Annotated in this window: 26 protein-coding genes; 8 read left to right on the plus strand and 18 right to left on the minus strand. The window is 64.2% G+C overall.

What is annotated here, in order from left to right; translation table 11 throughout:
• Positions 1 to 79: 79 nt before the first annotated feature.
• Positions 80 to 325, minus strand: a complete 246-nt coding sequence (locus tag AC1VNY_RS09205) for a hypothetical protein (RefSeq protein ID WP_482404911.1) — start codon at positions 323 to 325, stop codon at positions 80 to 82.
• Positions 326 to 518: 193 nt separating this feature from the next.
• Here AC1VNY_RS09205 and lanM point away from each other — a divergent pair, with 193 nt between their 5' ends.
• Positions 519 to 917, plus strand: a complete 399-nt coding sequence (lanM, locus tag AC1VNY_RS09210; RefSeq protein WP_304496324.1) for a lanmodulin LanM — start codon at positions 519 to 521, stop codon at positions 915 to 917.
• Between the two features lie 334 nt (positions 918 to 1,251).
• Positions 1,252 to 1,332 carry a pyrroloquinoline quinone precursor peptide PqqA gene (gene pqqA / locus AC1VNY_RS09215; protein WP_009031067.1) on the plus strand — a complete coding sequence of 27 codons (81 nt, stop codon included), beginning with the start codon at positions 1,252 to 1,254 and terminating at the stop codon, positions 1,330 to 1,332.
• 257 nt (positions 1,333 to 1,589) lie between these two features.
• On the opposite strand, the gene AC1VNY_RS09220 is transcribed toward pqqA, so the two are convergent.
• Both AC1VNY_RS09220 and AC1VNY_RS09225 read right to left on the minus strand, forming a co-directional pair.
• Positions 1,590 to 4,718, minus strand: coding sequence for an efflux RND transporter permease subunit (locus AC1VNY_RS09220; protein ID WP_482404912.1), 3,129 nt, complete (start codon positions 4,716 to 4,718; stop codon positions 1,590 to 1,592).
• A complete protein-coding gene (locus tag AC1VNY_RS09225; RefSeq protein WP_482404913.1) occupies positions 4,711 to 5,778 on the minus strand; it encodes an efflux RND transporter periplasmic adaptor subunit in 1,068 nt (355 codons plus the stop codon). Before AC1VNY_RS09225 ends, AC1VNY_RS09220 begins: the two co-directional genes overlap by 8 nt.
• Positions 5,779 to 5,989: 211 nt before the next feature.
• Here AC1VNY_RS09225 and AC1VNY_RS09230 point away from each other — a divergent pair, with 211 nt between their 5' ends.
• Positions 5,990 to 6,226, plus strand: coding sequence for a hypothetical protein (locus AC1VNY_RS09230; RefSeq protein WP_482404914.1), 237 nt, complete (start codon positions 5,990 to 5,992; stop codon positions 6,224 to 6,226).
• Positions 6,227 to 6,231: 5 nt separating this feature from the next.
• Here the strand turns inward: AC1VNY_RS09230 and AC1VNY_RS09235 are convergent, their stop codons facing one another.
• From AC1VNY_RS09235 to AC1VNY_RS09250, 4 genes are read right to left on the minus strand one after another with little or no spacing between them, the layout of a single operon-like run.
• Positions 6,232 to 6,585: a hypothetical protein gene (locus AC1VNY_RS09235; RefSeq protein ID WP_482404915.1), complete on the minus strand. Its 354-nt coding sequence runs from the start codon at positions 6,583 to 6,585 to the stop codon at positions 6,232 to 6,234.
• 40 nt (positions 6,586 to 6,625) lie between these two features.
• Positions 6,626 to 7,336: an ABC transporter ATP-binding protein gene (locus tag AC1VNY_RS09240; protein WP_482404916.1), complete on the minus strand. Its 711-nt coding sequence runs from the start codon at positions 7,334 to 7,336 to the stop codon at positions 6,626 to 6,628.
• Positions 7,326 to 8,063: an ABC transporter permease gene (locus AC1VNY_RS09245; RefSeq protein WP_482404917.1), complete on the minus strand. Its 738-nt coding sequence runs from the start codon at positions 8,061 to 8,063 to the stop codon at positions 7,326 to 7,328. The genes AC1VNY_RS09240 and AC1VNY_RS09245 overlap by 11 nt, the downstream gene beginning before the upstream one ends.
• 2 nt (positions 8,064 to 8,065) lie before the next feature.
• Positions 8,066 to 8,998 (minus strand): ABC transporter substrate-binding protein, encoded by a 933-nt coding sequence (locus AC1VNY_RS09250; RefSeq protein ID WP_482404977.1) that lies wholly within the window; start codon positions 8,996 to 8,998, stop codon positions 8,066 to 8,068.
• 149 nt (positions 8,999 to 9,147) lie between these two features.
• Here AC1VNY_RS09250 and AC1VNY_RS09255 point away from each other — a divergent pair, with 149 nt between their 5' ends.
• Positions 9,148 to 9,489 carry a hypothetical protein gene (locus AC1VNY_RS09255; RefSeq protein ID WP_371852187.1) on the plus strand — a complete coding sequence of 114 codons (342 nt, stop codon included), beginning with the start codon at positions 9,148 to 9,150 and terminating at the stop codon, positions 9,487 to 9,489.
• A gap of 124 nt (positions 9,490 to 9,613) precedes the next feature.
• Here the strand turns inward: AC1VNY_RS09255 and AC1VNY_RS09260 are convergent, their stop codons facing one another.
• Positions 9,614 to 10,438, minus strand: a complete 825-nt coding sequence (locus tag AC1VNY_RS09260) for a quinoprotein dehydrogenase-associated SoxYZ-like carrier (RefSeq protein WP_482404918.1) — start codon at positions 10,436 to 10,438, stop codon at positions 9,614 to 9,616.
• A 43-nt stretch (positions 10,439 to 10,481) separates the two neighbouring features.
• Entirely contained in the window at positions 10,482 to 11,408 is a 927-nt protein-coding gene (locus AC1VNY_RS09265; protein WP_482404919.1) for a quinoprotein relay system zinc metallohydrolase 2, read from the minus strand.
• Between the two features lie 167 nt (positions 11,409 to 11,575).
• On the opposite strand from AC1VNY_RS09265, the gene AC1VNY_RS09270 reads away from it, so the two are divergent.
• Together AC1VNY_RS09270 and AC1VNY_RS09275 are read left to right on the plus strand one after the other, a co-directional pair.
• A complete protein-coding gene (locus AC1VNY_RS09270) occupies positions 11,576 to 12,457 on the plus strand; it encodes a substrate-binding domain-containing protein (RefSeq protein WP_482404920.1) in 882 nt (293 codons plus the stop codon).
• Complete coding sequence (locus AC1VNY_RS09275) at positions 12,454 to 13,008, plus strand: PQQ-dependent catabolism-associated CXXCW motif protein (RefSeq protein ID WP_482404921.1); 555 nt, start codon at positions 12,454 to 12,456, stop codon at positions 13,006 to 13,008. The genes AC1VNY_RS09270 and AC1VNY_RS09275 overlap by 4 nt, the downstream gene beginning before the upstream one ends.
• 27 nt (positions 13,009 to 13,035) lie before the next feature.
• On the opposite strand, the gene AC1VNY_RS09280 is transcribed toward AC1VNY_RS09275, so the two are convergent.
• The 6 genes from AC1VNY_RS09280 to AC1VNY_RS09305 all read right to left on the minus strand — a co-directional run bounded on the left by AC1VNY_RS09280 (position 13,036) and on the right by AC1VNY_RS09305 (position 17,916).
• Complete coding sequence (locus AC1VNY_RS09280) at positions 13,036 to 13,332, minus strand: copper-binding protein (RefSeq protein WP_038383451.1); 297 nt, start codon at positions 13,330 to 13,332, stop codon at positions 13,036 to 13,038.
• A 142-nt stretch (positions 13,333 to 13,474) separates the two neighbouring features.
• Complete coding sequence (locus AC1VNY_RS09285; protein WP_482404922.1) at positions 13,475 to 14,092, minus strand: hypothetical protein; 618 nt, start codon at positions 14,090 to 14,092, stop codon at positions 13,475 to 13,477.
• Positions 14,089 to 14,937, minus strand: coding sequence for an ABC transporter permease (locus AC1VNY_RS09290; RefSeq protein ID WP_028336929.1), 849 nt, complete (start codon positions 14,935 to 14,937; stop codon positions 14,089 to 14,091). Before AC1VNY_RS09290 ends, AC1VNY_RS09285 begins: the two co-directional genes overlap by 4 nt.
• Positions 14,934 to 15,755 carry an ABC transporter ATP-binding protein gene (locus AC1VNY_RS09295; RefSeq protein ID WP_482404923.1) on the minus strand — a complete coding sequence of 274 codons (822 nt, stop codon included), beginning with the start codon at positions 15,753 to 15,755 and terminating at the stop codon, positions 14,934 to 14,936. The genes AC1VNY_RS09290 and AC1VNY_RS09295 overlap by 4 nt, the downstream gene beginning before the upstream one ends.
• The gene (locus tag AC1VNY_RS09300) at positions 15,752 to 16,729 is read right to left on the minus strand and encodes a YVTN family beta-propeller repeat protein (RefSeq protein ID WP_482404924.1); all 978 of its coding nucleotides are present in this window, start codon (positions 16,727 to 16,729) and stop codon (positions 15,752 to 15,754) included. Before AC1VNY_RS09300 ends, AC1VNY_RS09295 begins: the two co-directional genes overlap by 4 nt.
• 5 nt (positions 16,730 to 16,734) lie before the next feature.
• A complete protein-coding gene (locus AC1VNY_RS09305) occupies positions 16,735 to 17,916 on the minus strand; it encodes an ABC transporter substrate-binding protein (protein WP_482404925.1) in 1,182 nt (393 codons plus the stop codon).
• A 146-nt stretch (positions 17,917 to 18,062) separates the two neighbouring features.
• Here AC1VNY_RS09305 and AC1VNY_RS09310 point away from each other — a divergent pair, with 146 nt between their 5' ends.
• Positions 18,063 to 18,578, plus strand: coding sequence for a DUF3280 domain-containing protein (locus tag AC1VNY_RS09310; RefSeq protein ID WP_482404926.1), 516 nt, complete (start codon positions 18,063 to 18,065; stop codon positions 18,576 to 18,578).
• A 194-nt stretch (positions 18,579 to 18,772) separates the two neighbouring features.
• Here AC1VNY_RS09310 and fghA read toward each other — a convergent pair whose 3' ends face one another.
• Positions 18,773 to 19,612 carry an S-formylglutathione hydrolase gene (gene fghA, locus AC1VNY_RS09315; RefSeq protein ID WP_482404927.1) on the minus strand — a complete coding sequence of 280 codons (840 nt, stop codon included), beginning with the start codon at positions 19,610 to 19,612 and terminating at the stop codon, positions 18,773 to 18,775.
• Positions 19,613 to 19,639: 27 nt separating this feature from the next.
• On the minus strand, positions 19,640 to 20,260 hold the full coding sequence (locus AC1VNY_RS09320; protein ID WP_482404928.1) for a response regulator: 621 nt from the start codon (positions 20,258 to 20,260) through the stop codon (positions 19,640 to 19,642).
• 181 nt (positions 20,261 to 20,441) lie between these two features.
• Here AC1VNY_RS09320 and AC1VNY_RS09325 point away from each other — a divergent pair, with 181 nt between their 5' ends.
• Complete coding sequence (locus AC1VNY_RS09325) at positions 20,442 to 21,806, plus strand: histidine kinase (RefSeq protein ID WP_482404929.1); 1,365 nt, start codon at positions 20,442 to 20,444, stop codon at positions 21,804 to 21,806.
• On the opposite strand, the gene AC1VNY_RS09330 is transcribed toward AC1VNY_RS09325, so the two are convergent.
• Positions 21,803 to 22,204 (minus strand): YkvA family protein, encoded by a 402-nt coding sequence (locus AC1VNY_RS09330; protein WP_482404930.1) that lies wholly within the window; start codon positions 22,202 to 22,204, stop codon positions 21,803 to 21,805. The genes AC1VNY_RS09325 and AC1VNY_RS09330 overlap by 4 nt on opposite strands.
• Between the last annotated feature and the right edge of the window lie 54 nt (positions 22,205 to 22,258).

The raw sequence follows: 22,258 nt of genomic DNA on the forward strand, positions 1-22,258 counted from the left end.
GGCAAACGCGCCCGTGGCTTACCGTCGCGTGGAATACGCTACACCAGTGCAGCCCGCCGTTATGCCGCAGCGCGAACGGTCAGCTTGACGGTGCGGGGGGACAGACACTCGACCGCGGTTTCGCGCCCCGCTTGTCCGGTGGCACATTGCAATTATCGATACGCTGCTCGTCGGTCCATTTGCGGCCGAGCCGCTCCTTGCCGGTGAGCACGCGCTGCTGGACCGCTTCCGCCGAGAGGGCAGGGTGCCGCGTCTGCGCGGACACGGGCGCGATCAGACCGAATGCAACGAGGCAGCCCAATGCGTTCTTGCAAATGCTGGTCATGGGTCACCTCGCTCGTTGTGGTGCCATCGAGAGCGCCACAGATGACCCGTGCGCCAATCGCTTTCCACCCGAAACCCGACAGGATTTCGCCGCGTACACGAACCGTGGGAAGCTCCGCTGAAGCTGCTATGGTAGGGTCCGATCGCTGGGCGCTCCGTGCCTTCGCCGGAGCGGCACTAACGGGAGACGAACGATGATTTCGCGCCGATCGCTTGCGCTGAGTTTGGCTATGGTTGTCCTGTCAGGTCCCGCGTTGGCCGCATCGCGCGGTCGCAGCGCGCTCAGGATGCTCGACCCCGATAATGACGGCACGGTCGACCTTGCCGAAGCCAAGAAGGCTGCCGCCAACCTGTTCGCGAAGCTTGATCCCGACCATGACGGCACGCTCGACGCGCGCGAATTGCGCGGACGGCTGACCGCGAAAGAACTCGCAGCCGCCGATCCGGATCACGATGGCACCTTGACGCTCGACGAATACCTTGCGGTCGTCGAGCAGCGCTTCAAGGCCGCCGATCCCGACAATGACGGAACGCTGGACGCGAAAGAGTTGAAGTCGCGTGCCGGCCGAGCCCTGCTGCGCTTGCTCAAATAGGTTGCCAGCCGGCGAACTTTGCCGGGCGGATTGCCGGATATTGACGCAGGATTCCGCGCATAACAAAAAAAGTTGCGATTTCGCTCTTGGGCAAGACGCGGCGGGATGAATCGGGTCTCCTTACCCGCGCGTCGCCGCCCGGCAGCCGGAAAATGCCCGACAGATCAGTGTCGGAGTTCCCAATGCCGGGCAGATGTCAGCGAGCCGTCGTCCGCTTCGGCATGTCCAGCAGCGAAGTCGGGTCCTTACCCGGCCGGCTTGCGCCCTGGAAAAGGCAGCCCTAGCTTGCCGCGCGGCGCGAGGCTTGCGCCAACTTATGACTTGGGAGAAGGAAATGGCCTGGAAAACACCGAAGATCGTCGAAGTGCCGGTGGGCATGGAAATCAACATGTACGCCTGCGCAGCGCGCAAGTAAGACCATCTGTCGACCTGGCGCGGCTTCGATGGCAAACGCCGTCGAAGCCGTGACAGTGTCAACGGGTCTGTCGATCCTTGGGCGCCTGCCGATCGATCGCTCCGGCGCGTCTCGCGAAGCCTCATCTGAACCGGCGTCGACAACCCCGCCGGAATCTCAACTGTCCATTGCCAGACTGTGCCGCGCGGATGCCTGCTCAGCGCTGCTGCCGCTCGTGAAGCGAACCTGGTTCGGATCGTCCCGCGCCTTCCGCGTGCTCAGGGACGGCTCCTGAAACGCGCATATCGAAGCGCGAGCGTAGGCAGCACCAGCAGACTCAGCGCCATCGAAGTCATCAGACCCCCAAGGATGACGATCGCCATCGGGCCCTCGATTTCACGTCCCGGTTCTCCTGCGCCGATCGCAAGCGGCAGCAATCCGAGGCCGGTCACGAGAGACGTCATCAGGATCGGGACGAGACGGTCGGCCGCGCCCTCGATCGCGGTATCCAGTCCCCACACGCGGCCGTCGACCAGGACGAGGTGCTCGTAGTGCGAGATCATGAGGATCGAGTTGCGCAGCGTGATTCCGAACAGCGTGACGAAGCCGACCATCGATCCGAGCGAGAGCAGGCCACCAGTCAACGCCAACGCGAACACGCCACCGACGAAGGCAAACGGCAAGTTGATCATGACCAGCAACAGATTTCGCCAATGGCCGGTAACCATCGAAAGCAGAACGACGATACCGGTCCCGGCAAGCAAAGAGTTGACGATGAGGTCGTGCCGCGACCGGGCTTGGGCCTCGGCCGCCCCGGCAAATTCCAAATGAGCGCCGGGTGGCAGCGTGACCTCGCGGGCCAGCTTGCGTTTGGCCGAGACCACGAAGGATTCGAGATCGCGTCCGCTGACATTCGCCGTTACGGTCTGAACGCGCTGCGCATTCAGGTGCTGGATCTGGTAACGGCCGGAGGTTTCGTAGACGTCGGCGATCTGCGTCAGCAGAATGTAAGCGCCGCTAGGCGTACGCACCGGTAGGTCGCCGATCTGAGTGAGTCGGGCGCGGGCATGCGCGTCGAGGATCACAATGACATTGAAGACGGCATTGCCTTCAAATGCCTGACCGACGACGTCGCCCTGATAGGCGGTACGAATCAGTTCGAGCACTTCGACCGCATCGAGCCCCCAGCGCTGCAAATCGGTCGGGCGTAGCGTCACATTGACCTGCGGCATTCCTGGCGGGGATCGTTGCTGCACGTCGACGGCACCTCCGACTTCATCCAGTTCTCTAGCGACGTCGCGCGCGGCGCGTTCCAGTAAATCGAGATCGGGCCCGTAGATGTTGACGACCACCGCCGCGGTGAAGCCGGAGACGGTCTCCTCGACGCGTTCCGTCAGGTAGGTCTTGCTCGAGAAGGAAACCCCGGGGAAGTCGGCCAAAGCGGCCCGGATGCGCGCTTCTGCTGCGGATTGTGCCCGACCCGAGAGGCCCAGCTCCAGGTCGACCTCGAACTCGCTGGAATGCGGACCAACCGTGTCGATGCCGGCCTCGGCCCGGCCTGCATGCTGCGCCACCCTGCGTACACCGGGGACTTGTCGAAGCGTATCCGTCATCAGTTTCCCGATACGAAGCGATTCGTCGAGCGAGGTGCCGGGGATCGCTGAAACGTGCAGGATCAGATGGCCTTCCCGCAGATCCGGCAGGAACGTCCCGCCGAAGAAGGGCAGCATCGCCGCGCCGGCGATCGTCAAGAGCGCGCCCGCCGTCATCACCAGCTTGGGATAACGGCCGATGCGACGCAGCAAGGCCTGGTAGTGGCGACGGGACCACCGCACCGCTGGCGGTTCATGCAGGCGCTGTCCGCCGGTCCTTCCGACGAGGAGCAGCATCGAGAGCGCCGGCGTCACCGTAAGGGCGACCGCGAGCGAGGCGAGCACGGCGAAGATATAGGCGATGCCCAGGGGGCCGAAGAGACGGCCGGCAATGCCGGAAAGCGCCAGGATCGGAAAGAAGACCAGCAACACCGCAAACGTCGCATAGGCAACGGCGGTGCGCACTTCAAGGAAGGCGTCGAGCACGACGCGAGCCTCGGGTCTTGGCGCCGTCGCCCGGCGGTTTTCGCGCAGTCGACGTACGACATTCTCGACGCCGATCACGGCGTCATCGACGACCTCGCCGATCGCGATTGCAAGGCCGCCCAGCGTCATCGTGTTGAGCGTTTCACCCATCCACTGCAGTGCGAGCACGGCCGCTATCAATGACAGGGGGATGGCGGTGCAACTGATGATCGAGGTGCGCCAGTCGAACAGAAAGAGAAACAGAACAACGACCACGAGCGCGCCACCGATCAACAAGGCGTTGAGCACGTTCTCGGTCGCCGCGTCGATGAAATTGGCAGGACGGAATATGTCGGCATGGAGCCGGACTCCGTCGGCCTCAAGTCCAGGTCGCAGTTCTTGCAGGACAGCTTCGGCCCGCGTGGTGATCTCTCTCGTATTGGCGCCGTATTGCTGGCTGACCATCATCATGATGCCAGGCTGGCCGTCGATGAGGGCGGCCCCGATCGGCGGTTCGGGAGCGGTGACGACGGTGGCGACGTCGCCGAGAACCACGCTTGCGCCGCCTTCGTGCCGAAGAACCGTGCGGGCAAGCTGGTCAGGCGTCAAAGACTGTCCCTGGGTTTGAAGCGTGATGCGCTGATTGGCGGTATCGATGAACCCGGCGCCCCGTACGCCGGTGGCCTTGCGCGCGGCGGTCAGTACATCATTCAGGCCGATCCGGAACCGGATCAGGTCGTCCGGGCGGACTTGCACTTGCAGGGACCTGACATCTTTGCCGTATGTGGACACTTGTGCCACGCCCGGCACGGCCAGAAGCCGTCTTGCCACGGTCCAGTCCGCAATGGTGCGCAAATCCATCAGCGAGCGCTGGTTTGACGTCAGGCCAATGACCAGCACCGTGCCGGCCAGCGGAGTCAATGGTGTCATCGACGGCGGCTGCACGCCTTGTGGCAGCCTCGCGGCCACCACCGCGAGACGCTCCGTCACCAATTGGCGCGCCCGGTAGATATCGCTGCCCGGCCGGAAGACGACTGTCACCACGGAGAGTCCCTGGATCGACGACGAGCGCAGACTTTCGACGCCAGCCAAGCCGTTGATCGACGTTTCGATCGGTTGCGTGACCAGGATCTCGACATGCTCCGGGCTGAGGCCCGGAGCTTCAGTCTGGATCGTGACCTGCGGCGGTGCGAATTCGGGGAAGACTCCGTATTTGGCCTCGCCGAGCGTAAACAGGCCATAGCCCAGCAGCACGAACGAAAGCGCGAGCACGATGCCACGGTAGCGGATGGCGAATGCGACGAGAGCGGCTTGCGGCCCTGACCTGATGGAGCCGATTCCATCAGTCATTGTCATCGCCACTCCGAAGCTCGCTCTTGGCCTCCTCGGACAGCAGGACCTGTGCGCCCCGGATTACGATTTCGGATCCCGATGGGATGTCTCGGACGACGTAGTCGTCATCCGAGACCGGCTGATCCGTGCTGATCGGATGCCGTCGGAAGCTGTCGGTGCTCACGCGCAGGTAAACCCACGATCTGCCCTGCCACCGCACAATCGCGGTATCTTCGATGAACACGCCCTCGTAAGTGGTGCCCGACGGCACATAAGCAGTGGTGTTCATGCCGGGCAGCAGGCCGCTATCGCCAGGCGCGGAGAAGAAATAGCTCAATCCCTGAATACGGGGGTCGGTGCGTGTTGCCGGGGAGATGTACTGGAGATCGATGTTCGCATTTCGCGTCGGCGCCTGCGCCAGAGCCGTTCCCGGAGTCCCGGTGACACTCACGCCGGGCGGCAGCGTCACCTGGATCAGAAACTGATCCCGCTCGATCAGCCTGACAACGGCGGGCGAGCGCTCGACGATTCCTCGGCCGATCACCGGCCCCCACTCCTGCTGTGCTGTTGCCGCGAGTGTCCTGAGCTGCGATTCTGCCGCAGCGAGCGCGGCCTTGTCGGTTCGCAACGTGCCTTCCGCGGCTTCGGCTTCCTTTCTCGGGAGCGCGGCCGAGTCGACGAGATTCTTGGTCCGGTCGAATGCGCTCTTCGCGACCTCGAGCTTGGCCTGCGCTGTCTGGAGTTGAGCCTGCGCATTCGCGTAGCTGTTGGCGAGCTCCGTAATGCGGGAGATGTCCAGCACTGCGCCGTAGGCGCGGAATTGCTCAGGGTGCGGAGCGGCCTCCACAACCGCGGTTTCGAGTCCGATCCGTCCCTGCTGGCTGGGCGTAAGCTTGACCGCTGCCTGGTCGCTGTTTGCGGTGCGGGAAGGCTCGGTGCGACCCGAACCCGAGCTGGCCGGCTGCGGCTCCGCAGCTGCGCGCCGGACTTGACCCGTGAGAGCCCAAGTGCCGGCGGCGAGCGCGAGCAAGCATACAGCGACCGCGACGCCGCGCCAGGAGGTTTCCGTAAGAGCCATCAGCCTGTTAGCAGTTGTGGGAACCAGCTTATTGACGAAATGAACTGGCGGCAAGGCGCCGGTTTCATCGTTGCCGGCTCGGGTGTCGCCGTGCTTGGGACCCGGGTTGTGCCCGCCATGTTCCGCTCGGTCTCGCACGGAATTGAAACTTCCGGCTGCTGTGGACGTAGCGCTTATGTTACCTTTTGACGACGCCCGCGAGGTTTCATGCATGAATCCCATTGATCTGATCGTTACTGTATGTGCCGTGCTGTCGCCCGCCATCTGCGAGGAGCAGCATTTGGTGTTCAATTGGAACGGCTCGCTGCAGCAATGTGCCATGGCCGCGCCGCCTTACATCGCGCGATGGGTCGGCGAACATCCGAAATGGACCGCGGTGCGCTGGCGTTGTGAGTATCCGCACAGCAACGATCGGGCCGGCGCGGGCGGCGAGCCGCCGGCGGGTTAGCCTTCCTATTTGTTGCAGTCCTTTAGGTCCTTGTCGGACACCGAAAACACGGCGTCGGCCTTGATCTCGATGTCGCGAACGAAGCACTGCCTGGCGCCGCTGTAGCCGACCTTGGCATCGTAGCGGCCGGGCTCGACGCCGGTGATCCGCAGGCGCTCGTCGTGGTCGACTTCCTTGTCCTTGTCGTTGAGCGTCTGGTTGGGACCCCACTCGTTCTTGCCCGCCTGCGACAGCTCAAAGCTCGAAATCGTGGCGCTGGTCAGATTCCACAGCCGAATGCCTTTGCCCTTGCTTTGGGCGAGCACTGTCGCCGGCAGCACAAGCAACGCAACACCAACAGCGATCAACGCGCGCGACATCCAGCCTCTCCCTTATGCTTCGTCCAAGGATGACGGCGTCTCACACATTTGCAAGGTCCAACTGTGAGAGCTGCCGCTTGATTTCGTCGATCTCGGGCTCGCCGCGCGTCGCGCGTGGTGCGGCAATGGTCTCGACGTGAAGGATTCGGGCCGGCCGCGGCGACAGGAAGAACAGGCGATCGCCGAGGCGAACGGCGTCATCGAGATCGTGGGTGACGAGCAAGGTCATCATTTTCCGGCTGGCCACCAGCGTCGCGACCTGGTCGCGCAGCCGTCCCGCGAGTGCATTGTCGAGCGAGGCCAGCGGCTCATCGAGGATCAGGAAATCGGGCTCGATGGCGAAGGCGCGGGCCAGCGCGACGCGGCGGGCGAGGCCGAGTGACAGCTCCGCGGGAAAATGGTTGCGGTGCGCGCCGAGTTCGAGCACCTCGAACAGCGCAGAGAGCGTGCTGTCGCCGACATGCGGCGCGGCCAGCCGCACATTCTCCTCGACCGTGCGCCAGGGCAACAGCCGCGGCTCCTGGAAGACCATGCCAAGGCGCATGCCCGGCGATCGCGTGACATGGCCCTGGTAGTTGCCGTCGAGCCCGGCGAGGATCCGGAGCAGGGTGCTCTTGCCGCAGCCTGACGGGCCGAACAGCACGCCGACCTCGCCAGCGTTCAACGTGAAGGTGACGTTGTCGAGCACGTCGTGCCGCTTCCCGGCCGCGCTCTCAAAGCTCTTGCCGGTGATATTGACCTCAAGCTGCACGGAGCCGCCACCGCGTTAGCCTGGTTTCAAACGGCTGCACCAGCAGGGTTTCGATGACGAGCACGACACCCGCAAAGCTCAGCGAATAGGCGAGCAGCAAGGGGATATCGAATAGCTGGAAGGCGACGCCGATCTCGAAGCCGACACCGTTCGGCCGTCCGAGATATTCAGCGACCAGCACGATCTTCCAGACCAGCGAGAGCCCGGAGCGCGCAGCGGCCGCGATGTAGGGCGCAAGCTGCGGCAGGATCACATGACGGAAGGCGCGGCCGCGCGGAAAAGAAAACGCCGTCGCCATTTCGTCGAGCGCAGCGTCGAGCGCGCGGGCGCCCTCGCGCAGGGTGACGACGGCGGTCGGCAGCTTGTTGATGGCGATGGCGGCGATCGCGGCGACCTCGGTCAGGCCGGCCCAGATGTAAGCGAGCACGATGACGACGAGCGCGGGCAGGTTGAGCAGCAGGATCAGCCAGGGATCGCCAAGGCGATTGGCAAGCGAGACGCGGCCCATGAGGTAGCCGATCGCCGAGCCGAGCGCCATCGCAAGGGTGAAGGCCAGCGCGACGCGCGCCAACGTCGCGCCGAGATTGACGAACAGCGCGCCCGATCGGGCTTCGGCGACGAGCACCGACAGCACTGCGGGCGGCGCCGGCAGCTTCGCATCGCCGATCAGCAGCGAGGCAATCCACCAGGTCGCGATGAACAGCGCGAATGAGAGGAGACGCAGCACCGCTAGTCTCCCGGGATCGCTTGGTAGAAGGTGCCGGGATCGAGCTCGGTTGCCGTGCCGACCAGATCGCGGCCGCCGAGCTGCGCCAGCACGCGGTAGAGCACGCGCGCATCCGCCTCCTCTTCGGCGATCGGACGGCGCGGGATGCCTTCGCGGTAGCGCTCACGATAGGCATGCAGGGTTGCGGCATCCTGCGCACCGGTGAGCGGCGCGATCGCGTCCCATTCGGCATCCGAGGTCGCCAGAATCTCTTTCGCGGCGCGCGTCACGGCGATGAAGCGGGCCACCAGATCCTTGTTGGCGTTGGCCCAGGCTTCGTCGAACACGTAGCCGATCATGGCGATGCGGCCCTTGCTGCCGAGCTTTTGCAGGATCTCTTCCATCCCGGCGAGCCGGCGAAAGCCCTTGGCTTCGAGCGCGGCGCAGAAATTCCAGTAATTAAGCGTCGCGTCCATCTCGCCGCCGAGCGTCTTGGCGGCCAGCAGCGGCGGTGCGCCATAGACGATGGTCGCCTGCGACTTCAGGTCGACGCCGTCCTTCTTCGATGCGGCCTGCAGCAACAGCCAGTTCTTGTCGATCGCGCCGCCGGCGATGGCAAGCTTGCGCCCCTTGAGGTCCGCGAGCGTCTTGACCGGCGAGGAGGCCGGGACCATCACGGCACCCAGCGCGCTCGAATAGGGATAGAATTGCAGCTTGGCGCCAAGCGACCGCTCGCGCGACACCCAGGGCCAGTCCGATACCATCACGTCGGCCGTGCCGGCGCGCAGCGCGATCTTGCCGGCCTCGGGGCTGGCCAGCTCGATTACGTCGATCGACAGATTGGCCTTCTTGTCGAGACCATGGGAGCGAATGACGGCCAGTTCCCAGGCCAGCGTTCCGGTCTTCTGCGCTGCAACGCGGATGGTTTGCGCGTAGCACGAGGTGCCGAACTGCATGACCGCCAGAACTGCCGCAGCCAACACCGTGCGTACAGAGATGATCATCGTTTCTTGAGCCACTTCCCCGAATGTTTTCTTTTCTGATCAACATCCATAGCATAGCTTGCGGAAAGAGAAGAGGAAGCAGGACCATGGCAGGAGCTGGCATGCTACGACCGATTGTCGCCATCCTGGTGCTCGCCGGGACGGCCGTCAGCGTGCGGGCCCAGGAGATCAACGACTATCCGACCTCGGCGCGGGCGGAATATGTGTTCGGCTGCATGAAGGCCAATGGCGAATCCCGGCAGTCAATCGAGCAATGTTCCTGCTCGATCGACGTCGTCGCCTCGATCATCCCCTACGATCGCTACGTCACCGCCGAGACTGTGCTGAGCATGGCGCAGGTGCGCGGCAATCTGGGCGGCCAGTTCCGCTCGTCCGAGCAGGCCGCGAACGCGCTCAATGACCTCAGGCGCGCCCAGGCCGAAGCCGAGGTCAGGTGCTTCTAGAGCGTTTTCGAGCGAAGTGGACCCCGGTTCGCGTGAAGAAAACGCTTCAAAACAAAAATCTAGAGCCCCGCTCCGATTCAATCGGAACGGGGCTCTTGCGTTGATCGCAAGAATCGCCGGCGCGTCAGGTGCCGGGATTTTCGACCTTCCATTCGTGCTCGAAGATGTGCCCTTCGGTGTCCTTGGCTTCGGCACGGAAGCGCTTGGCGCCATTCGAGACGTAGGTGAAGCGGATATTGGGATCCTCGGAAATCGAGATTCCGCCCTCCATCGCCAGCACCGGACTGTCGTCCTGCCAGATGTGCAGCTCGTTGACGAAGAAGGCCGGGATATAGAGCTGCGTGACCTGGTCCATCTGCAGGCCTGAATTATTGGGATGCCCGATCATGATCTGGGCTTCCCGCGTGCTGGTCGCAGGTCCCTGTTCGGACTTGGTGAATTGCCGGTAGCGCATCTGGCCGATGCGGTTCTTGGCTTCCTCGACGTTCTTGCCGGCCGGCGCCGAGCAGCCGCCTGAGGCTTTGACATAGACCTTGCTGACATAGAGCTTGCCGTCGCTGAGCTCCGCGACGGCGTGCACATTGGTGTAGTTGTTGACGCGGACGCGGGTCGATATCTCGGTGACGTTGGCAGTCGGTCCCAGCGTGAACTTCGCGGCCATCGGCGCCGGATTCTCGTCGATCACAAGCGTGATCGCGACGACGCGGCGGCTGTCGCTCGGCTGCAGCTTGGTGCGGAGCGTCACCGGCACGATCGCCGCGTCTTCCGCGCGCGTCGGCATTTCGATGCCGATGACATCATTGCCGTCATTCATCGGACGGTTGCTGAAGATGTCCTGGACGAGACCCGGCCAGGGATCATAGGCCTCCGCCGCGGGCGCGGCCGGCGTGCCGAGCGCGATCGTGAGCAGGCTTGCGATGCAAAGCAGGCGGGCGCGATGTCCGGTCATTGTCGCGAAATCCTATGCAGCCGCCTCACTATAGGACGAACAGCTATTCCCATTCAATTTCCGAGAATGCTGCAGTTGCGTTGCGGGCGTTGTAATCGTCGAACAATTGCCAGCGCGGCCGCTCGGCGGCTGCGGCGTGCTCGGCTGCGGCCGTAATCGGCTTGCCGCTTGCGACCAGTGCGCGCACGTCCACGGCCAGCACCCCAAGATAATGGCGCTCGTCGGCAAGCGCTGCCGGCCACGCGCTCACGGGTCCGTGACCCGGAACCACACGCTCGGCGGAGATCGCCGCGAGCTCGTCGAGCGCACGCAGCCAGCCCTTGAGGCTGCCGTCGACCACAGGAATATGGATGAGAAACACCATATCGCCGGCGAATAGGGTTCTGGTTTGCTCGTCGAGGACCGTGAGATCGTTGTCGCTGTGGGCGGGCGGCCACGCTTTCAGGGTGAGGGCCCGTCCGCCGAGGTCGAGCTTCAGCGTGTCCGCGACCAGCACGGTCGGGGGGATGATCTTCACCTCGTCGATCAGCTCATCGCCAATGCTCCGGCGAAACCCGTCGAGGTAGAATTGCCCGCGCGCGGCCAGCGCGCGTGGCAGGGACTTGTGGCCGACGAAGCTGGTCCCGACGCCGACGAAAGCCGCATTGCCGAAGCTGTGATCCGGATGCGCGTGGGTGTTGATCACGTAGCGGATCGGCTTGTCGGTACGGCTGCGGACCGCGGCGAGCAGCTGTCGTCCTTCGCGGACGCTGCCGCCGGTGTCGATGACGGCGACGGCGCTGTCGCCGATCACGAAGCCCACATTGGCGATGGCGCCTTCGTTCTCGCGCGTCATCAATGCGGTGACCCCGGTGTGAACGAATATTCCGGGAGCGACTTCGCTTACAGGCAATTCCACCTCTTGCGCCCGCGCTATGGTCGGTGCCCAAAGCATCAGGAGCAGCGCAAGCACCGAACCGCCATGAGCCATGTTTCCGCCTCAGTTACTCCGGGACGCGCGATCGATGTCGTCGCGTTCCAGTTTGCGTTGCAGCAAGCAACGCGGCGTGGTCGCGATCATTATTCCTGTTGCACGTCATGGTGCGCCGGGCAATTGCTGGATGGCGGCGATCGATCCGATCAAGAGGAGACCGCGTAATGAGAATTGTCGGATGCCGTCCTGTTCTGCTCGCGCTTGTCGGCTTCATCGCCTGTCTGGCCGGCCGCGACACTGCGCGCGCGCAGGTCAACGATCAGGGCGAACTTTCCATCGAGCTCATCGATGCCCGCGTGCTGCGCATCTGTGCCGATCCCCGCAACCTGCCGTTCTCGAACGACAAGGGCGAGGGGTTTGAGAACAAGATCGGCGAACTGCTGGCCGGGAAGCTGCAAAAGAAGCTCGACTACATGTTCTTTCCGCAGGCGACCGGGTTCGTGCGGATGACGCTCGGCGCGCATCGCTGCGACGTGATCATGGGCTTTCCGCAAGGCGATGACCTCGCGCAGGGCACCAATCCCTATTACCGCACAGCCTATGCGATCGTCGCCAAGCCGGGCAGTGGGCTCGATGAGGTAACGACGCTCGAGGACGAGCGGCTGAAGGGCAAGCATATCGGCATCGTGGCGGGAACGCCGCCCGCGACCAACATGGCCATCAACGGCCTGATGACCAATGCGAAGCCTTATCCGCTGATGATCGATACGCGCTACGACTCATCCGCCGAGGCGATGATGACCGATCTCGCCAAGGGTGAGATCGACGCCGGCATCCTGTGGGGACCGATGGCGGGTTTTTACGCCAAGAAGGCCAATCCGCCGCTGCACATCACGCCGCTGGTCAAGGAGACCACCGGACCGAAGCTGATCTATCGCATCGGCATGGGCGTGCGGGCATCCGACCAGAACTGGAAGCGCCAGCTCAATCGCCTGATCCAGGAGAACCAGCCCGAGATCAACAAGATCCTGCTTGACTACGGCGTCCCGCTGCTCGACGAGGACGACCGTCCAATCGGGCCGGAGACCGCGACCAAATCACCATGATCAGGCTCGCGGCCATGCTTGCGGTGATGTTCGTCGCCGCTTCGCCTGTCCGCGCGCAAGACCCACCCGCAGAGCCGGAGGGCTATCGCACCGAGGACTACCGCGCGCCGGTGCCGGTGACGCTTGCCGGCGCACGGGTGCTCACCACCGCGGAAGCGGAAGTGATCTGGCGCGACAAGTCCGCTGCCTTCGTCGACGTGCTGCCGCGCGCACCGAAGCCAAATCTGCCCGCCGGCACGGTGTGGCGCGAACGGCCGCACCTCAACATTCCCGGCAGCATCTGGCTGCCCGACACCGGCTACGGCAAGCTCGCTGCGCCCACGGAGGATTATCTGCGACGCGGGCTCGTCCGCGTCTCAGGCGGCAAGGCGACCAAATTGCTCGTGATCTACTGCCAGGAGAATTGCTGGATGTCATGGAACGCCGCCAAGCGCGTGCTGTCCTACGGCTACCGCAACGTGGCGTGGTATCCGGAGGGAACCGACGGCTGGGAGCGTGCCAAATTGCCGCTGGCGGATGCCGAGCCCGAGCCGCGCGAGGTAGAGCAGTAAGTCCGGCCTCGCGCGCCACGCGGGCCGTTACTTCTGCTTGTCGAGCTTGTTGATGGTCTTGCCGCCGTCGCTGTCCGTTGTGGTGAACGTGACCTTGTCACCGGCGTGGAAGGCCTCCAGCGACTGTCCCTTCGGCACCTTGTATTCCTGGATCGCGCCGCCGGACGCGCCCACCGTGCCGCTTTGCGTCTGCTGGATCGAGATGGTTCCACTCAGTCGGTCAATCTTGGTGACCATTCCCGACATGGATTGCTGGGCCAAAGCCGCTGAGGTGACCAGGCTCGCGGCGGCAAGGCTGGTCATGACGATCTTGGCTGCTTTCATGGAGGTCTCCCAACTTCAGATATAGTTGGAGACAACGAGCGGGCTGCGCAGTTTGTTCCGGATCGGCGTGGCCCAAAAGATTGTTACCCAAGAGATCGTCAAAGCGGCACGTTAACGATCCCGGGGCGATCGGTCGCAGGCCTCAATCGAGCTCCTGCTGGATGGTGCGGCCGAGCGCGAACAGGCGCTGATCGATGGCGGTCGGCACCTCGCAAACGAATTTCACCACCCGCCCGCGGTCCTCGAAGATGCGGGTCTCCCAGACCAGCTGATTGCCGAGATCGTCGACCTTGGCCTGGTCCGGCGGTGTCGCGTCCTGCAGCGCCTGCAGCTTGAGCGTGTCGTCGCGGATCTTCTCCGCAGCCTCGCGCTGCTTGCGCATCACGCGCTCGAGCCCGTTCATGACCGAGGCGCGCTGTCCGTTGAGCGTATCGAACAGGCCCGCGAACAGCAGCTTTCCCGCATTGGCCTTGTCGGCCGCGGCAGCTGACAGGAATTCGGTGATTTCTTTCTGCGCCTCTTCGAGCGGAACGCGGCGCGCCGCGAGCTTGATCGCGAGCGCGCTGACTTTCGGGTCGTCTTTCCACTTGGTCTCGGCATCGCCGAGCGGCGGCCCGGCCCAGACCGCGGCGAGCGAGATCTCGGGCACCTTGGCCTGTTGGCAGGGCCAGTCCGGATAGCGCGGATCGGCAGCCGATGCGGCCTGGTTCGACAGAACCATCGCAAGCAGCGCGCCCAGTCCTGTTCGCCAGCCTGTCATGCCTCGCCTCCGCCGGGTCCGCGGCGCACCAGGCCGCGCGATGGATCGTAAGCCAGGATCGCGCCGATCATGAAGACGACCGTGCAGCCGCCGACCACCGCGAGCGAAACCCAGTTCATCTTGCCGTACAGCGCAAACCGAATCAGCTCCACCGCATGCGTGAACGGATTGCACTGGCAGATATAATACAGCATCGGGCTGCCTTCCTGAACGCGCCACAGCGGGTAGAGGGCCGACGATGCGAAGAACATCGGGAAGATCACAAAGTTCATCACGCCGGCGAAATTTTCCAGCTGCTTGATGCTGGCCGAGATCAGCATGCCCAGTGCGCCGAGCATCAGGCCTGACAACACCAGCGCCGGAAGCACGGTGAGGTATCCGATCGTCGGCGGCGCGATGTCCCAGAACCACGCGATGACAAGGAAGGCATAGACCTGCAGCAGCGACACCGCCGTGCCGGCCAGCAGCTTGCAGAACAGGAGATAGCCGCGCGGCAGCGGGCTGACCAGCAGCGTGCGCATGTTGCCCATCTCGCGGTCGTAGACCATCGACAGCGAGGATTGCATGCCGTTGAACAGCTGGATCATCGCCATCAGCCCGGGCGCGATATAGACCTCGTAGAGGATGTAGGTCTCGTAGGGCGGGATGATCGAGATGCCGAGCACCTGCCGGAAGCCGGCCGCGAAGATGAACAGCCAGACCAGCGGCCTGACCAGCGCCGACACGAAGCGCTCGCGCTGATGCAGGAAACGCAGCGCTTCGCGCCACACGATGCCGTTCAGGCAGACGATGTATTCCGACAGCGAGAAGCCGCTTCGCTCAGGCGTAACCGTCGTGCTGGTCATGACGGCGGTCTCCCCGCGAGTGTTGCCGTTCCGGTCAGTCGCATGAACGCGCTGTTGACGTCCTGGGCGCCTGCGTCCGCGATCACGCGCGACACCGGGCCGTGCGCCAGCATTCGGCCCTGATGCAGCACGACGAGGTCGTCGTTTGGCATGATCTCGTCGAACAGATGCGTCGCCCAGAGCACGCCGATGCCCTGTTCGGTGACGAGCTGCCGGACATGGTCGAGAATGTCGGCGCGCGCCTTGACGTCGAGCCCGACCGTGGCCTCGTCGAGCAGCAGCAGCCGGGGCCGGTGCAGCAGCGCACGCGCGATCTCAAGCCTTCGCATCTGGCCGCCCGAGAGATCGCGCACCTTGCTGGCGGCGCGGTCGGCAAGCCCGATCCGGCCGAGCACCTCGGCGCTGCGCAGCCGCGCCTCGCGCCGCGAGATGCCGTGCAGCGCCGCGTGATACAGCAGGTTCTGCGTCAGCGAGAGATCGAGATCGAGCGTTCGCGGCTGGAACACGACGCCCATCAGCCGCAGCGCTTCACCCGGCGTCCAGCTGATGTCGTGGCCGAAGATCTTGATCTGGCCGTTCTGGATGCCGAACAGCCGCGTCACCAGCGAAAACAGCGTGCTCTTGCCGGCGCCATTGAGGCCCAGCAGCGCGGTGAAGCTCGCAGGCTGAACCGTGAAACTGACATCGATCAGGGCGCGGCGCGGACCGTAGCTGTGGCTGACATTGCCGATCGACAGGGCCGGCTGCACGGCCGCGGCCCTTGCAGGGCCTGCATCCGGCGAGGGCTGGCTCGCGATATGGGCGTCGGTTGCGGTCATGGCTGCGCGATCGTGATCCCCCAGGGCAGTTCGCCGACCTGAATGGTCTTGATCACCTTCTGGGATGCAACGTCGATCACCGAGACGTCGTTCGAGACGCCGTTGGTGACCAGCAGATATTTTTCGTCCGGGGTGAAATCCATGTGCCAGACCCGCTGGCCGACCAGCAGATATTTGAGGACCTTGTGGGTCACCCCGTCGACCACCGCAACGCGGTTGGCGGGGCCGAGTGCAACGAATGCGGTCTTGCCGTCCTTGGTCATGCCGATGCCGACCGGCTGGATCGCTTCGTTGCGCAGGCCCGGAATTTCGAAGGTGATCTTGCCGGTCACCTCGCGCTTGGCCGGATCGATGATCGACACCGTGCCGCCGATCTCGGAGGAGACCCACAATTCGGAGCCGTCGCGCTTGAACTGGGCAAAGCGCGGCCGCGAATCGACCAGCACATTGGCGACGATCTGGCGCGTCGACGTGTCGATGAAATGCGCCATGTTGGTGGTCTCGGACGTGTTGATCAGGATCTTGCCGTCCGGGCTGATCGTCATCCCCTCGGGCTCGACGCCGACCTGGATGTCGCCGATCCGGGCGCGCTTTTCGAGATCGATCACGGTCACCGTGTTGTCGTTCTCGTTGGCGACATACATGGTCTTGCCTGCGGCATCCTGGGTGAACAATTCAGGGTCGGGACCGGAGGGCAGGGTGTCGACGATCTCCTGCGTCTTGGTATCGATCACCTGGATCGTGTCGTCGTCGCCGACCGCGACCATCACGAATTTGCCGTCGCGCGAGAACTCGATGCCGCGCGGCCGCTGGCCGACCTTGATGGTTTTGGTCACGGTCCAGCTGGTGGTGTCGATCACCGTGACGGTGTTGCCTTTCTCGTTGGAGACGTAGGCAACGAAGGCGGACGCCGGTGTCGCGGCAAGCCAAACGAGCATCCCGGTCAACAGACAGCGGCGCCACATGCGTTTCATCTCCCTCACTGCAGCTTGCACTTCGTTTCAGGCCGGTCAACTCCGAGCGTGTCGAGTTCGGAGACCTGATGCAGGAAACCTTCCTGCGGCGAGACCGAAACGACCATACGACCATCGGCCAGCAGGATCGGTTGGCGGAGCTGCAGATTCCAGTCTCGCAGGGTCAATCGCGTGCCCTTGAAAGCGGCAATCGAGAAATCCTTGCCCTTGAGGAAGGCGATGACCTTCTTGGGGTCCCCCGAATTGGTGCGCGATGTGGCTTCGCCGATCATGCGCGCGGCGGTCCAGGCCTGCATGTCGAGCGCCGTCATGCGGCGCATGTTCAGCTTGACGAAGCGGTTCTGGATCTGGACGGCGCCCCACTGGTCATGCGCCGCGTCCCAGCTGGTCGGCACGAGGCCCGCGGAGCCGGCCACCGGGCGCGGGTCCCAGGTGCGGTACGGCAGATAGTTCGCGAACACCTCGCTCTCGTCGGCTGCGACCAGCACGTCGTAAGCTGGCGCCTGCTGCGTGAACACCGGCATCTGGCGCTGGATCAAGGTCACGCCGCTGTCGGTGCGGCGCGCGCCGCCGGTGTCCTCGAAGGTCCGTTCCTGAACGATCTTGGCGCCGAAGCGGGCGGCGGCGCGGCGCAGCGCGTCGGCGTAAAGCTTGTCCTGATCATGCGAGCCGACCACCAGCAGCCAGCGCTTCCACTGCTTCCACACCAGATATTGGCCAAGCGCGTCCGCCAGCATCGAGCGGGTCGGCGCGATATGGATGACGTTGGCGCGGCAGTCCTGCTCGCGCAGCCGATCGTCGATCGCGCCGGCGTTCAGCAGCACGGTGCCGCGGTCGCGCAGCGCGTCGGCAACCTTGAGCAGGGCATCGGCCGGCAGGTCGGTGATGATATAGTCGTTGCGACCGGCAAGATCGGTCGCGATCTTGGTGACATCGTCGCTGTCCTTGACCTTGACCTCGTCGAGCACGAAGCGCTGATTGAGGAATTTCCCGGTTGTATTGTTGTCCTCGATCGCAAGGCGCGCGCCGGCGATGCCGTCATTGTCGGCAGGTTGTTCGATCAGCGAGAGCGTCGATTTGACGCCGGCATGGCCGAGATAGCCGATATGAACCTCGACGGGATCAGCCGCCAGCGCGCCGGTCGCCACCATGCTGAGCGCGATCGTGCCAATCAGCCATCGCAACATAACTCCTCCCGCAGTCTTTTTTCACTCGGCATGGCCTTCGGAAATCCGGCTTCCATGCTGTTGACTTGCAAGATGCCGGAATTGGCCTAGCTTGCAACCCCGCTTTTTGTCGTTGCGACGTTACAAATTACGATCGGTTCACAATCATGAGATCGGCGCTTGGCTTCGTCATATCTTTGCTGGTGATGTCTGCGGCGGCACGTGCCGAACCGCCCAAGCTCGCGGTGTTCGACCTCGAGATGATCGACACCAGCCTGCAGGGCGAAGTGAGCGGGCCGCGCGCTGATGAGCAGGCGCGGCTGCTCCGGGCCGGCGACCAGGTGCGCAAGGAGCTCGCGGACTCCGGCAAGTTCCGCGTGCTCGACATCGCCCCCGTCAATGCTGCCGCGCATGGCAGCAATCTTCAAGCCTGCGGCGGCTGCGATGTGAAGCTGGCCGGCGAACTGGGCGCTGATCTCGTGATGACGGGCGTGGTGCAGAAGGTCTCCAACCTCATCCTCAACATCAATCTCTATCTGCGCGACGTGCATAGCGGGCAATTGCTGGCAGCGGCGAGCGCAGACATGCGCGGCAATACCGACGAATCCTGGTCGCGCGCCACCGACTACCTCGTGCGCAACCGCCTGCTCGCGCCGAACTACGGCGTGCCGCAGGCGCGGTAGTTCGGTCCTTCGTTTTGTTCGCATTAGCGCTGATGCGACGATGCCAGCCCATCCCTGAGGAGCGCGCTCTTGCGCGCGTCTCGAAGGGTCGACGGCCACCAGCCAGGCCGTTCATCCTTCGAGACGCCGCTGCGCGGCTCCTCAGGATGACGGGGATACATTCGCAGGCCGGCCTTCTCGGGGCGAAGCGAGGATCAAGCCTTCAGCCGTGCGGCGTGCCAGCGCAGATGATCGGCCATGAAGGTCGAGATGAAGTAGTAGCTGTGGTCATAGCCCGGCTGTCGCCGCAAGGTGAGGGGGATGTTGGCCTTCTCGCATGCCGCTTTCAGGAGTTCGGGCCGCAGCTGCTCGGTGAGAAATCCGTCGGCATCGCCGTAATCGACCAGCAGATCGGAGACGCGGGCGCCGTCCTCGATCAGCGCCACCGCGTCGTGCTTGCGCCACGCCTGCTTGTTGCTGCCGAGATAGCCGCCGAGCGCCTTGTTGCCCCATGGCACCTGCGACGGCGCCACGATCGGCGCAAACGCGCTTGCCGCGCGATAACGATCGGGATGGCGCAGCGCCACCGTCAGCGCACCATGGCCGCCCATGGAATGACCGAGGATTGACTGCCGCGTCGTGTCGACCGGGAACTGCTCGGCGATCAGCTTGGGCAATTCCTCGGTGACGTAGCTCCACATCCGGTAATTGGTCGCGAACGGCGGCTCCGTCGCATCGACATAGAAGCCCGCGCCTAGTCCGAAATCGTATGAATTGGCGGGATCGCCGGGGACGCCTTCGCCGCGCGGACTGGTGTCGGGTGCGACGAAGATCAGGCCGAGCTCGGCGCATGCCTGGCGGAATTCGCCCTTCTCGGTGACGTTGGCGTGGGTGCAGGTCAGGCCCGACAGGTAGGTGACGACGGGCAGCTTGGTGCCGGCCGCATGCTCAGGGACGAACACCGAGAAGGTCATGTCGGTCTTGGTCTCGCGGCTTGGATGCCGATAGACGCCTTGCGTGCCGCCATGCGACTTGTTCTGGGAAACCGTCTGCATTGTCGTATTCCTCTTGGTTGGAGCGCGTCAGGCGACGCCGCTCTCGATCGCCAGCCGCACCAGCTCTGCCGAAGTGCGCACGCCAAGCTTCTGGCGCATGATCGATGACGTGTTTGCGACCGTCTTGTATGACGAATGCACCAGCCAGGCGATCTCCGACAGGCTCTTGCCTGAACTGAGCAGGCGCAGGATCTCCATCTCGCGCGAAGTGAGCTTGGAGAGTGGATTTTGCGCAAAGCCCGGCCGCGCGAACGCCACGTTGCGCGCGATCGCCGGCGGCAGATAGACGCCGCCATTGCCGACCTCGCGCACCGCTTCCACCAGATCGTTGGGATCGCCGGTCTTCGAAACGTAACCCTTGGCGCCGATGTCGATGGCGCGGGCGGCGAACACCGGGTCGTCGTTCATGCTGAACATGATGAGGCGCGCAGCTGCATCATGCGTCAGGATGCGGCGCGCCAGCTCGAAGCCGGAGACCGTCGGCAGGTTGATGTCGATCACGCAGAGATCGGGCTTCTCCGCGACGAACGCCCGTTCGCCGCTTTCGGCATCGGCCGCTTCCAGCAACGTGATCTCGGGATCGTCGGCAAACACCGTGCGGCAGCCGGAGGCAACGATGGGATGATCGTCAACGATCAGAATGCGCATGGCGTTGTTCCGGCGACCTGCTTCGATTCACTCGTCATCACATCGTTTTGCGCGAAGGACAGGTCGGTTCCGACCGGTTGTGCACCTCGTGCGGGATTGCGATAGGGTGCGATTAGATAGCCGGGCAAATTTGGCTGTCAACGATCCTCTCGGAGGAGGGATCGCGGTCGGGGGCAACGTCATGTGGCAAAAGCTATCCTTGCGCGCGCGGATCAACCTGCTGCTGGCGCTGATCCTGGCGCTTGGCCTCGGCATCAATATTGCGCGGCTCGTGCTGGAAGCGGGACCGCGTGTCCAGGCCGAGGACCAGAGCGTGATCCGCCTGGCGCGCGAATTCGTTGCGACGATCGTGGCGGGTCTCGACGAAGCGCCGGACCCCGATGCGCGGCTCGACCAGATCGTCCAGGACCTGAGCCGGCTGCGTCATGTCAGCATCACGCGGCAGGATGGCGCGGCCGCAAAATCTCCTGACCGCCCCGAGGGCGCCGGCGATCCGCGCGCTCCGCCGCAGTGGTTCGTCGCGCTGGTCCATCCCGAGCAGACCTCGGTGCGGGTGCCGATCTCGGTGCATGGCAAGCCGCAATCGTTGGTCATCACCTCGCATCCCGACGACGAAATCGCCGAGATCTGGGACGGCATCGTCACCCAGCTGGAGGTCGGCTCCGCGATCGCGGTCGCGCTGCTTCTGGTCACCATGCTGGTGGTCGGCCGCGCGCTGGCGCCGCTGGAGGCACTGTCGCAGGCCATGACCGGCATCGAGGCCGGGGACTACGATGCACGCGTCGAGCCTGGCGGATCGCCGGAATTGGCCGCGATCTGTGCCAAACTGAACCATTTGGCGGCGACCCTTGGCGACGCCGTGGAGGGCAAGCGGCAGCTCGCCGAGCGTGCGGTCTCGGTGCAGGATTCCGAGCGCAAGGAGATCGCGCGCGAATTGCACGATGAGTTCGGGCCCTATCTGTTTGCGCTGCGCGCGCATGCCGGCGCGCTGACCCGGCTGTCGGAAGTCGAACGGCCGGACCCTGCGGCATTGCGCAAGCACGGCAACGCCATCCTCGAGCAGGTCAACGCGCTCCAGCAGTTCACGCGCCGGATTCTGGAGCGCTTGCGGCCGGTCGGACTGGCCGAGCTCGGGCTTGCGGAAGCGCTCGGCGCGCTGGTTCGGCTATGGAGCGAAACCCACCCGGAGGTGGAGATCGAGAGCCGCATCTCGCCGGCGCTCGGCGATACCGGCGAGATGGCCGACCTCACGATCTATCGCATCGTCCAGGAAGCGCTCACCAACGTGTTCCGCCATGCCGGCGCAACGGCGGTCGATATCACGATCGAACCGGCGGAACGGCAGGCAGGCCTACGCGGCAGCCGCGACTGTGCGCTGGTGCGGGTTCGTGACAACGGCCGCGGCCTGCTGAGGGATCACAGGCTTGGCCGCGGTTTGACCGGGATGCAGGAGCGGATCCTCGCGCTCGGCGGTACGCTTAACATCAATTCCAGCGATGATGGCGTGACGGTCGAGGCGCTGGTGCCAAAGGCCGCACGGTCCTAGACGATTGGCTGTCGCCAGTATCTGAAAGCCGCCCAAGCCAGCGCCGCTGCGCCGGCGATCCAGAGCACGACGATCGCGATCATTCCCGCCCGGCTGGTCGGACGCCGCAAGACGGCGCTCGCCTTGGCACGGCATTCCGTCATCACCTCGTCCGGCACGAGCGAGATTGCAAGCCAAATGCCGAGCGGCAGCAGGATCAGATCGTCGAGATACCCGATCACCGGAATGAAATCCGGGATCAGATCGATGGGAGACAGTGCATAGGCCGCGACGGCGACGGCAAGGGCCTTGGCATACCAGGGCACGCGCGGATCACGCGATGCGAGATACAGCGCAACGCTGTCCCGCTTGAGGTTGCGTGCCCAAACCTTGATCGAGGACAGCTTGGTTGAGGACAACTTGATTGGGGAAAGTCTGTTGGCGGACGGTATGGCGCAACGCCTGCACGTCGG

The sequence above is a fragment of the Bradyrhizobium ferriligni genome, from assembly GCF_056837965.1.

Excerpts from the sequence above, each read along its gene's own strand:
- AC1VNY_RS09205 (WP_482404911.1), bottom strand. The coding sequence starts at position 325 with ATGACCAGCATTTGCAAGAACGCATTGGGCTGCCTCGTTGCATTCGGT.
- lanM (WP_304496324.1), top strand. The coding sequence starts at position 519 with ATGATTTCGCGCCGATCGCTTGCGCTGAGTTTGGCTATGGTTGTCCTG.
- pqqA (WP_009031067.1), top strand. The coding sequence starts at position 1,252 with ATGGCCTGGAAAACACCGAAGATCGTCGAAGTGCCGGTGGGCATGGAA.
- AC1VNY_RS09220 (WP_482404912.1), bottom strand. The coding sequence starts at position 4,718 with ATGACTGATGGAATCGGCTCCATCAGGTCAGGGCCGCAAGCCGCTCTC.
- AC1VNY_RS09225 (WP_482404913.1), bottom strand. The coding sequence starts at position 5,778 with ATGGCTCTTACGGAAACCTCCTGGCGCGGCGTCGCGGTCGCTGTATGC.
- AC1VNY_RS09230 (WP_482404914.1), top strand. The coding sequence starts at position 5,990 with ATGAATCCCATTGATCTGATCGTTACTGTATGTGCCGTGCTGTCGCCC.
- AC1VNY_RS09235 (WP_482404915.1), bottom strand. The coding sequence starts at position 6,585 with ATGTCGCGCGCGTTGATCGCTGTTGGTGTTGCGTTGCTTGTGCTGCCG.
- AC1VNY_RS09250 (WP_482404977.1), bottom strand. The coding sequence starts at position 8,998 with ATGCAGTTCGGCACCTCGTGCTACGCGCAAACCATCCGCGTTGCAGCG.
- AC1VNY_RS09255 (WP_371852187.1), top strand. The coding sequence starts at position 9,148 with ATGCTACGACCGATTGTCGCCATCCTGGTGCTCGCCGGGACGGCCGTC.
- AC1VNY_RS09260 (WP_482404918.1), bottom strand. The coding sequence starts at position 10,438 with ATGACCGGACATCGCGCCCGCCTGCTTTGCATCGCAAGCCTGCTCACG.
- AC1VNY_RS09265 (WP_482404919.1), bottom strand. The coding sequence starts at position 11,408 with ATGGCTCATGGCGGTTCGGTGCTTGCGCTGCTCCTGATGCTTTGGGCA.
- AC1VNY_RS09270 (WP_482404920.1), top strand. The coding sequence starts at position 11,576 with ATGAGAATTGTCGGATGCCGTCCTGTTCTGCTCGCGCTTGTCGGCTTC.
- AC1VNY_RS09275 (WP_482404921.1), top strand. The coding sequence starts at position 12,454 with ATGATCAGGCTCGCGGCCATGCTTGCGGTGATGTTCGTCGCCGCTTCG.
- AC1VNY_RS09280 (WP_038383451.1), bottom strand. The coding sequence starts at position 13,332 with ATGAAAGCAGCCAAGATCGTCATGACCAGCCTTGCCGCCGCGAGCCTG.
- AC1VNY_RS09285 (WP_482404922.1), bottom strand. The coding sequence starts at position 14,092 with ATGACAGGCTGGCGAACAGGACTGGGCGCGCTGCTTGCGATGGTTCTG.
- AC1VNY_RS09290 (WP_028336929.1), bottom strand. The coding sequence starts at position 14,937 with ATGACCAGCACGACGGTTACGCCTGAGCGAAGCGGCTTCTCGCTGTCG.
- AC1VNY_RS09295 (WP_482404923.1), bottom strand. The coding sequence starts at position 15,755 with ATGACCGCAACCGACGCCCATATCGCGAGCCAGCCCTCGCCGGATGCA.
- AC1VNY_RS09300 (WP_482404924.1), bottom strand. The coding sequence starts at position 16,729 with ATGAAACGCATGTGGCGCCGCTGTCTGTTGACCGGGATGCTCGTTTGG.
- AC1VNY_RS09305 (WP_482404925.1), bottom strand. The coding sequence starts at position 17,916 with ATGTTGCGATGGCTGATTGGCACGATCGCGCTCAGCATGGTGGCGACC.
- AC1VNY_RS09310 (WP_482404926.1), top strand. The coding sequence starts at position 18,063 with ATGAGATCGGCGCTTGGCTTCGTCATATCTTTGCTGGTGATGTCTGCG.
- fghA (WP_482404927.1), bottom strand. The coding sequence starts at position 19,612 with ATGCAGACGGTTTCCCAGAACAAGTCGCATGGCGGCACGCAAGGCGTC.
- AC1VNY_RS09320 (WP_482404928.1), bottom strand. The coding sequence starts at position 20,260 with ATGCGCATTCTGATCGTTGACGATCATCCCATCGTTGCCTCCGGCTGC.
- AC1VNY_RS09325 (WP_482404929.1), top strand. The coding sequence starts at position 20,442 with ATGTGGCAAAAGCTATCCTTGCGCGCGCGGATCAACCTGCTGCTGGCG.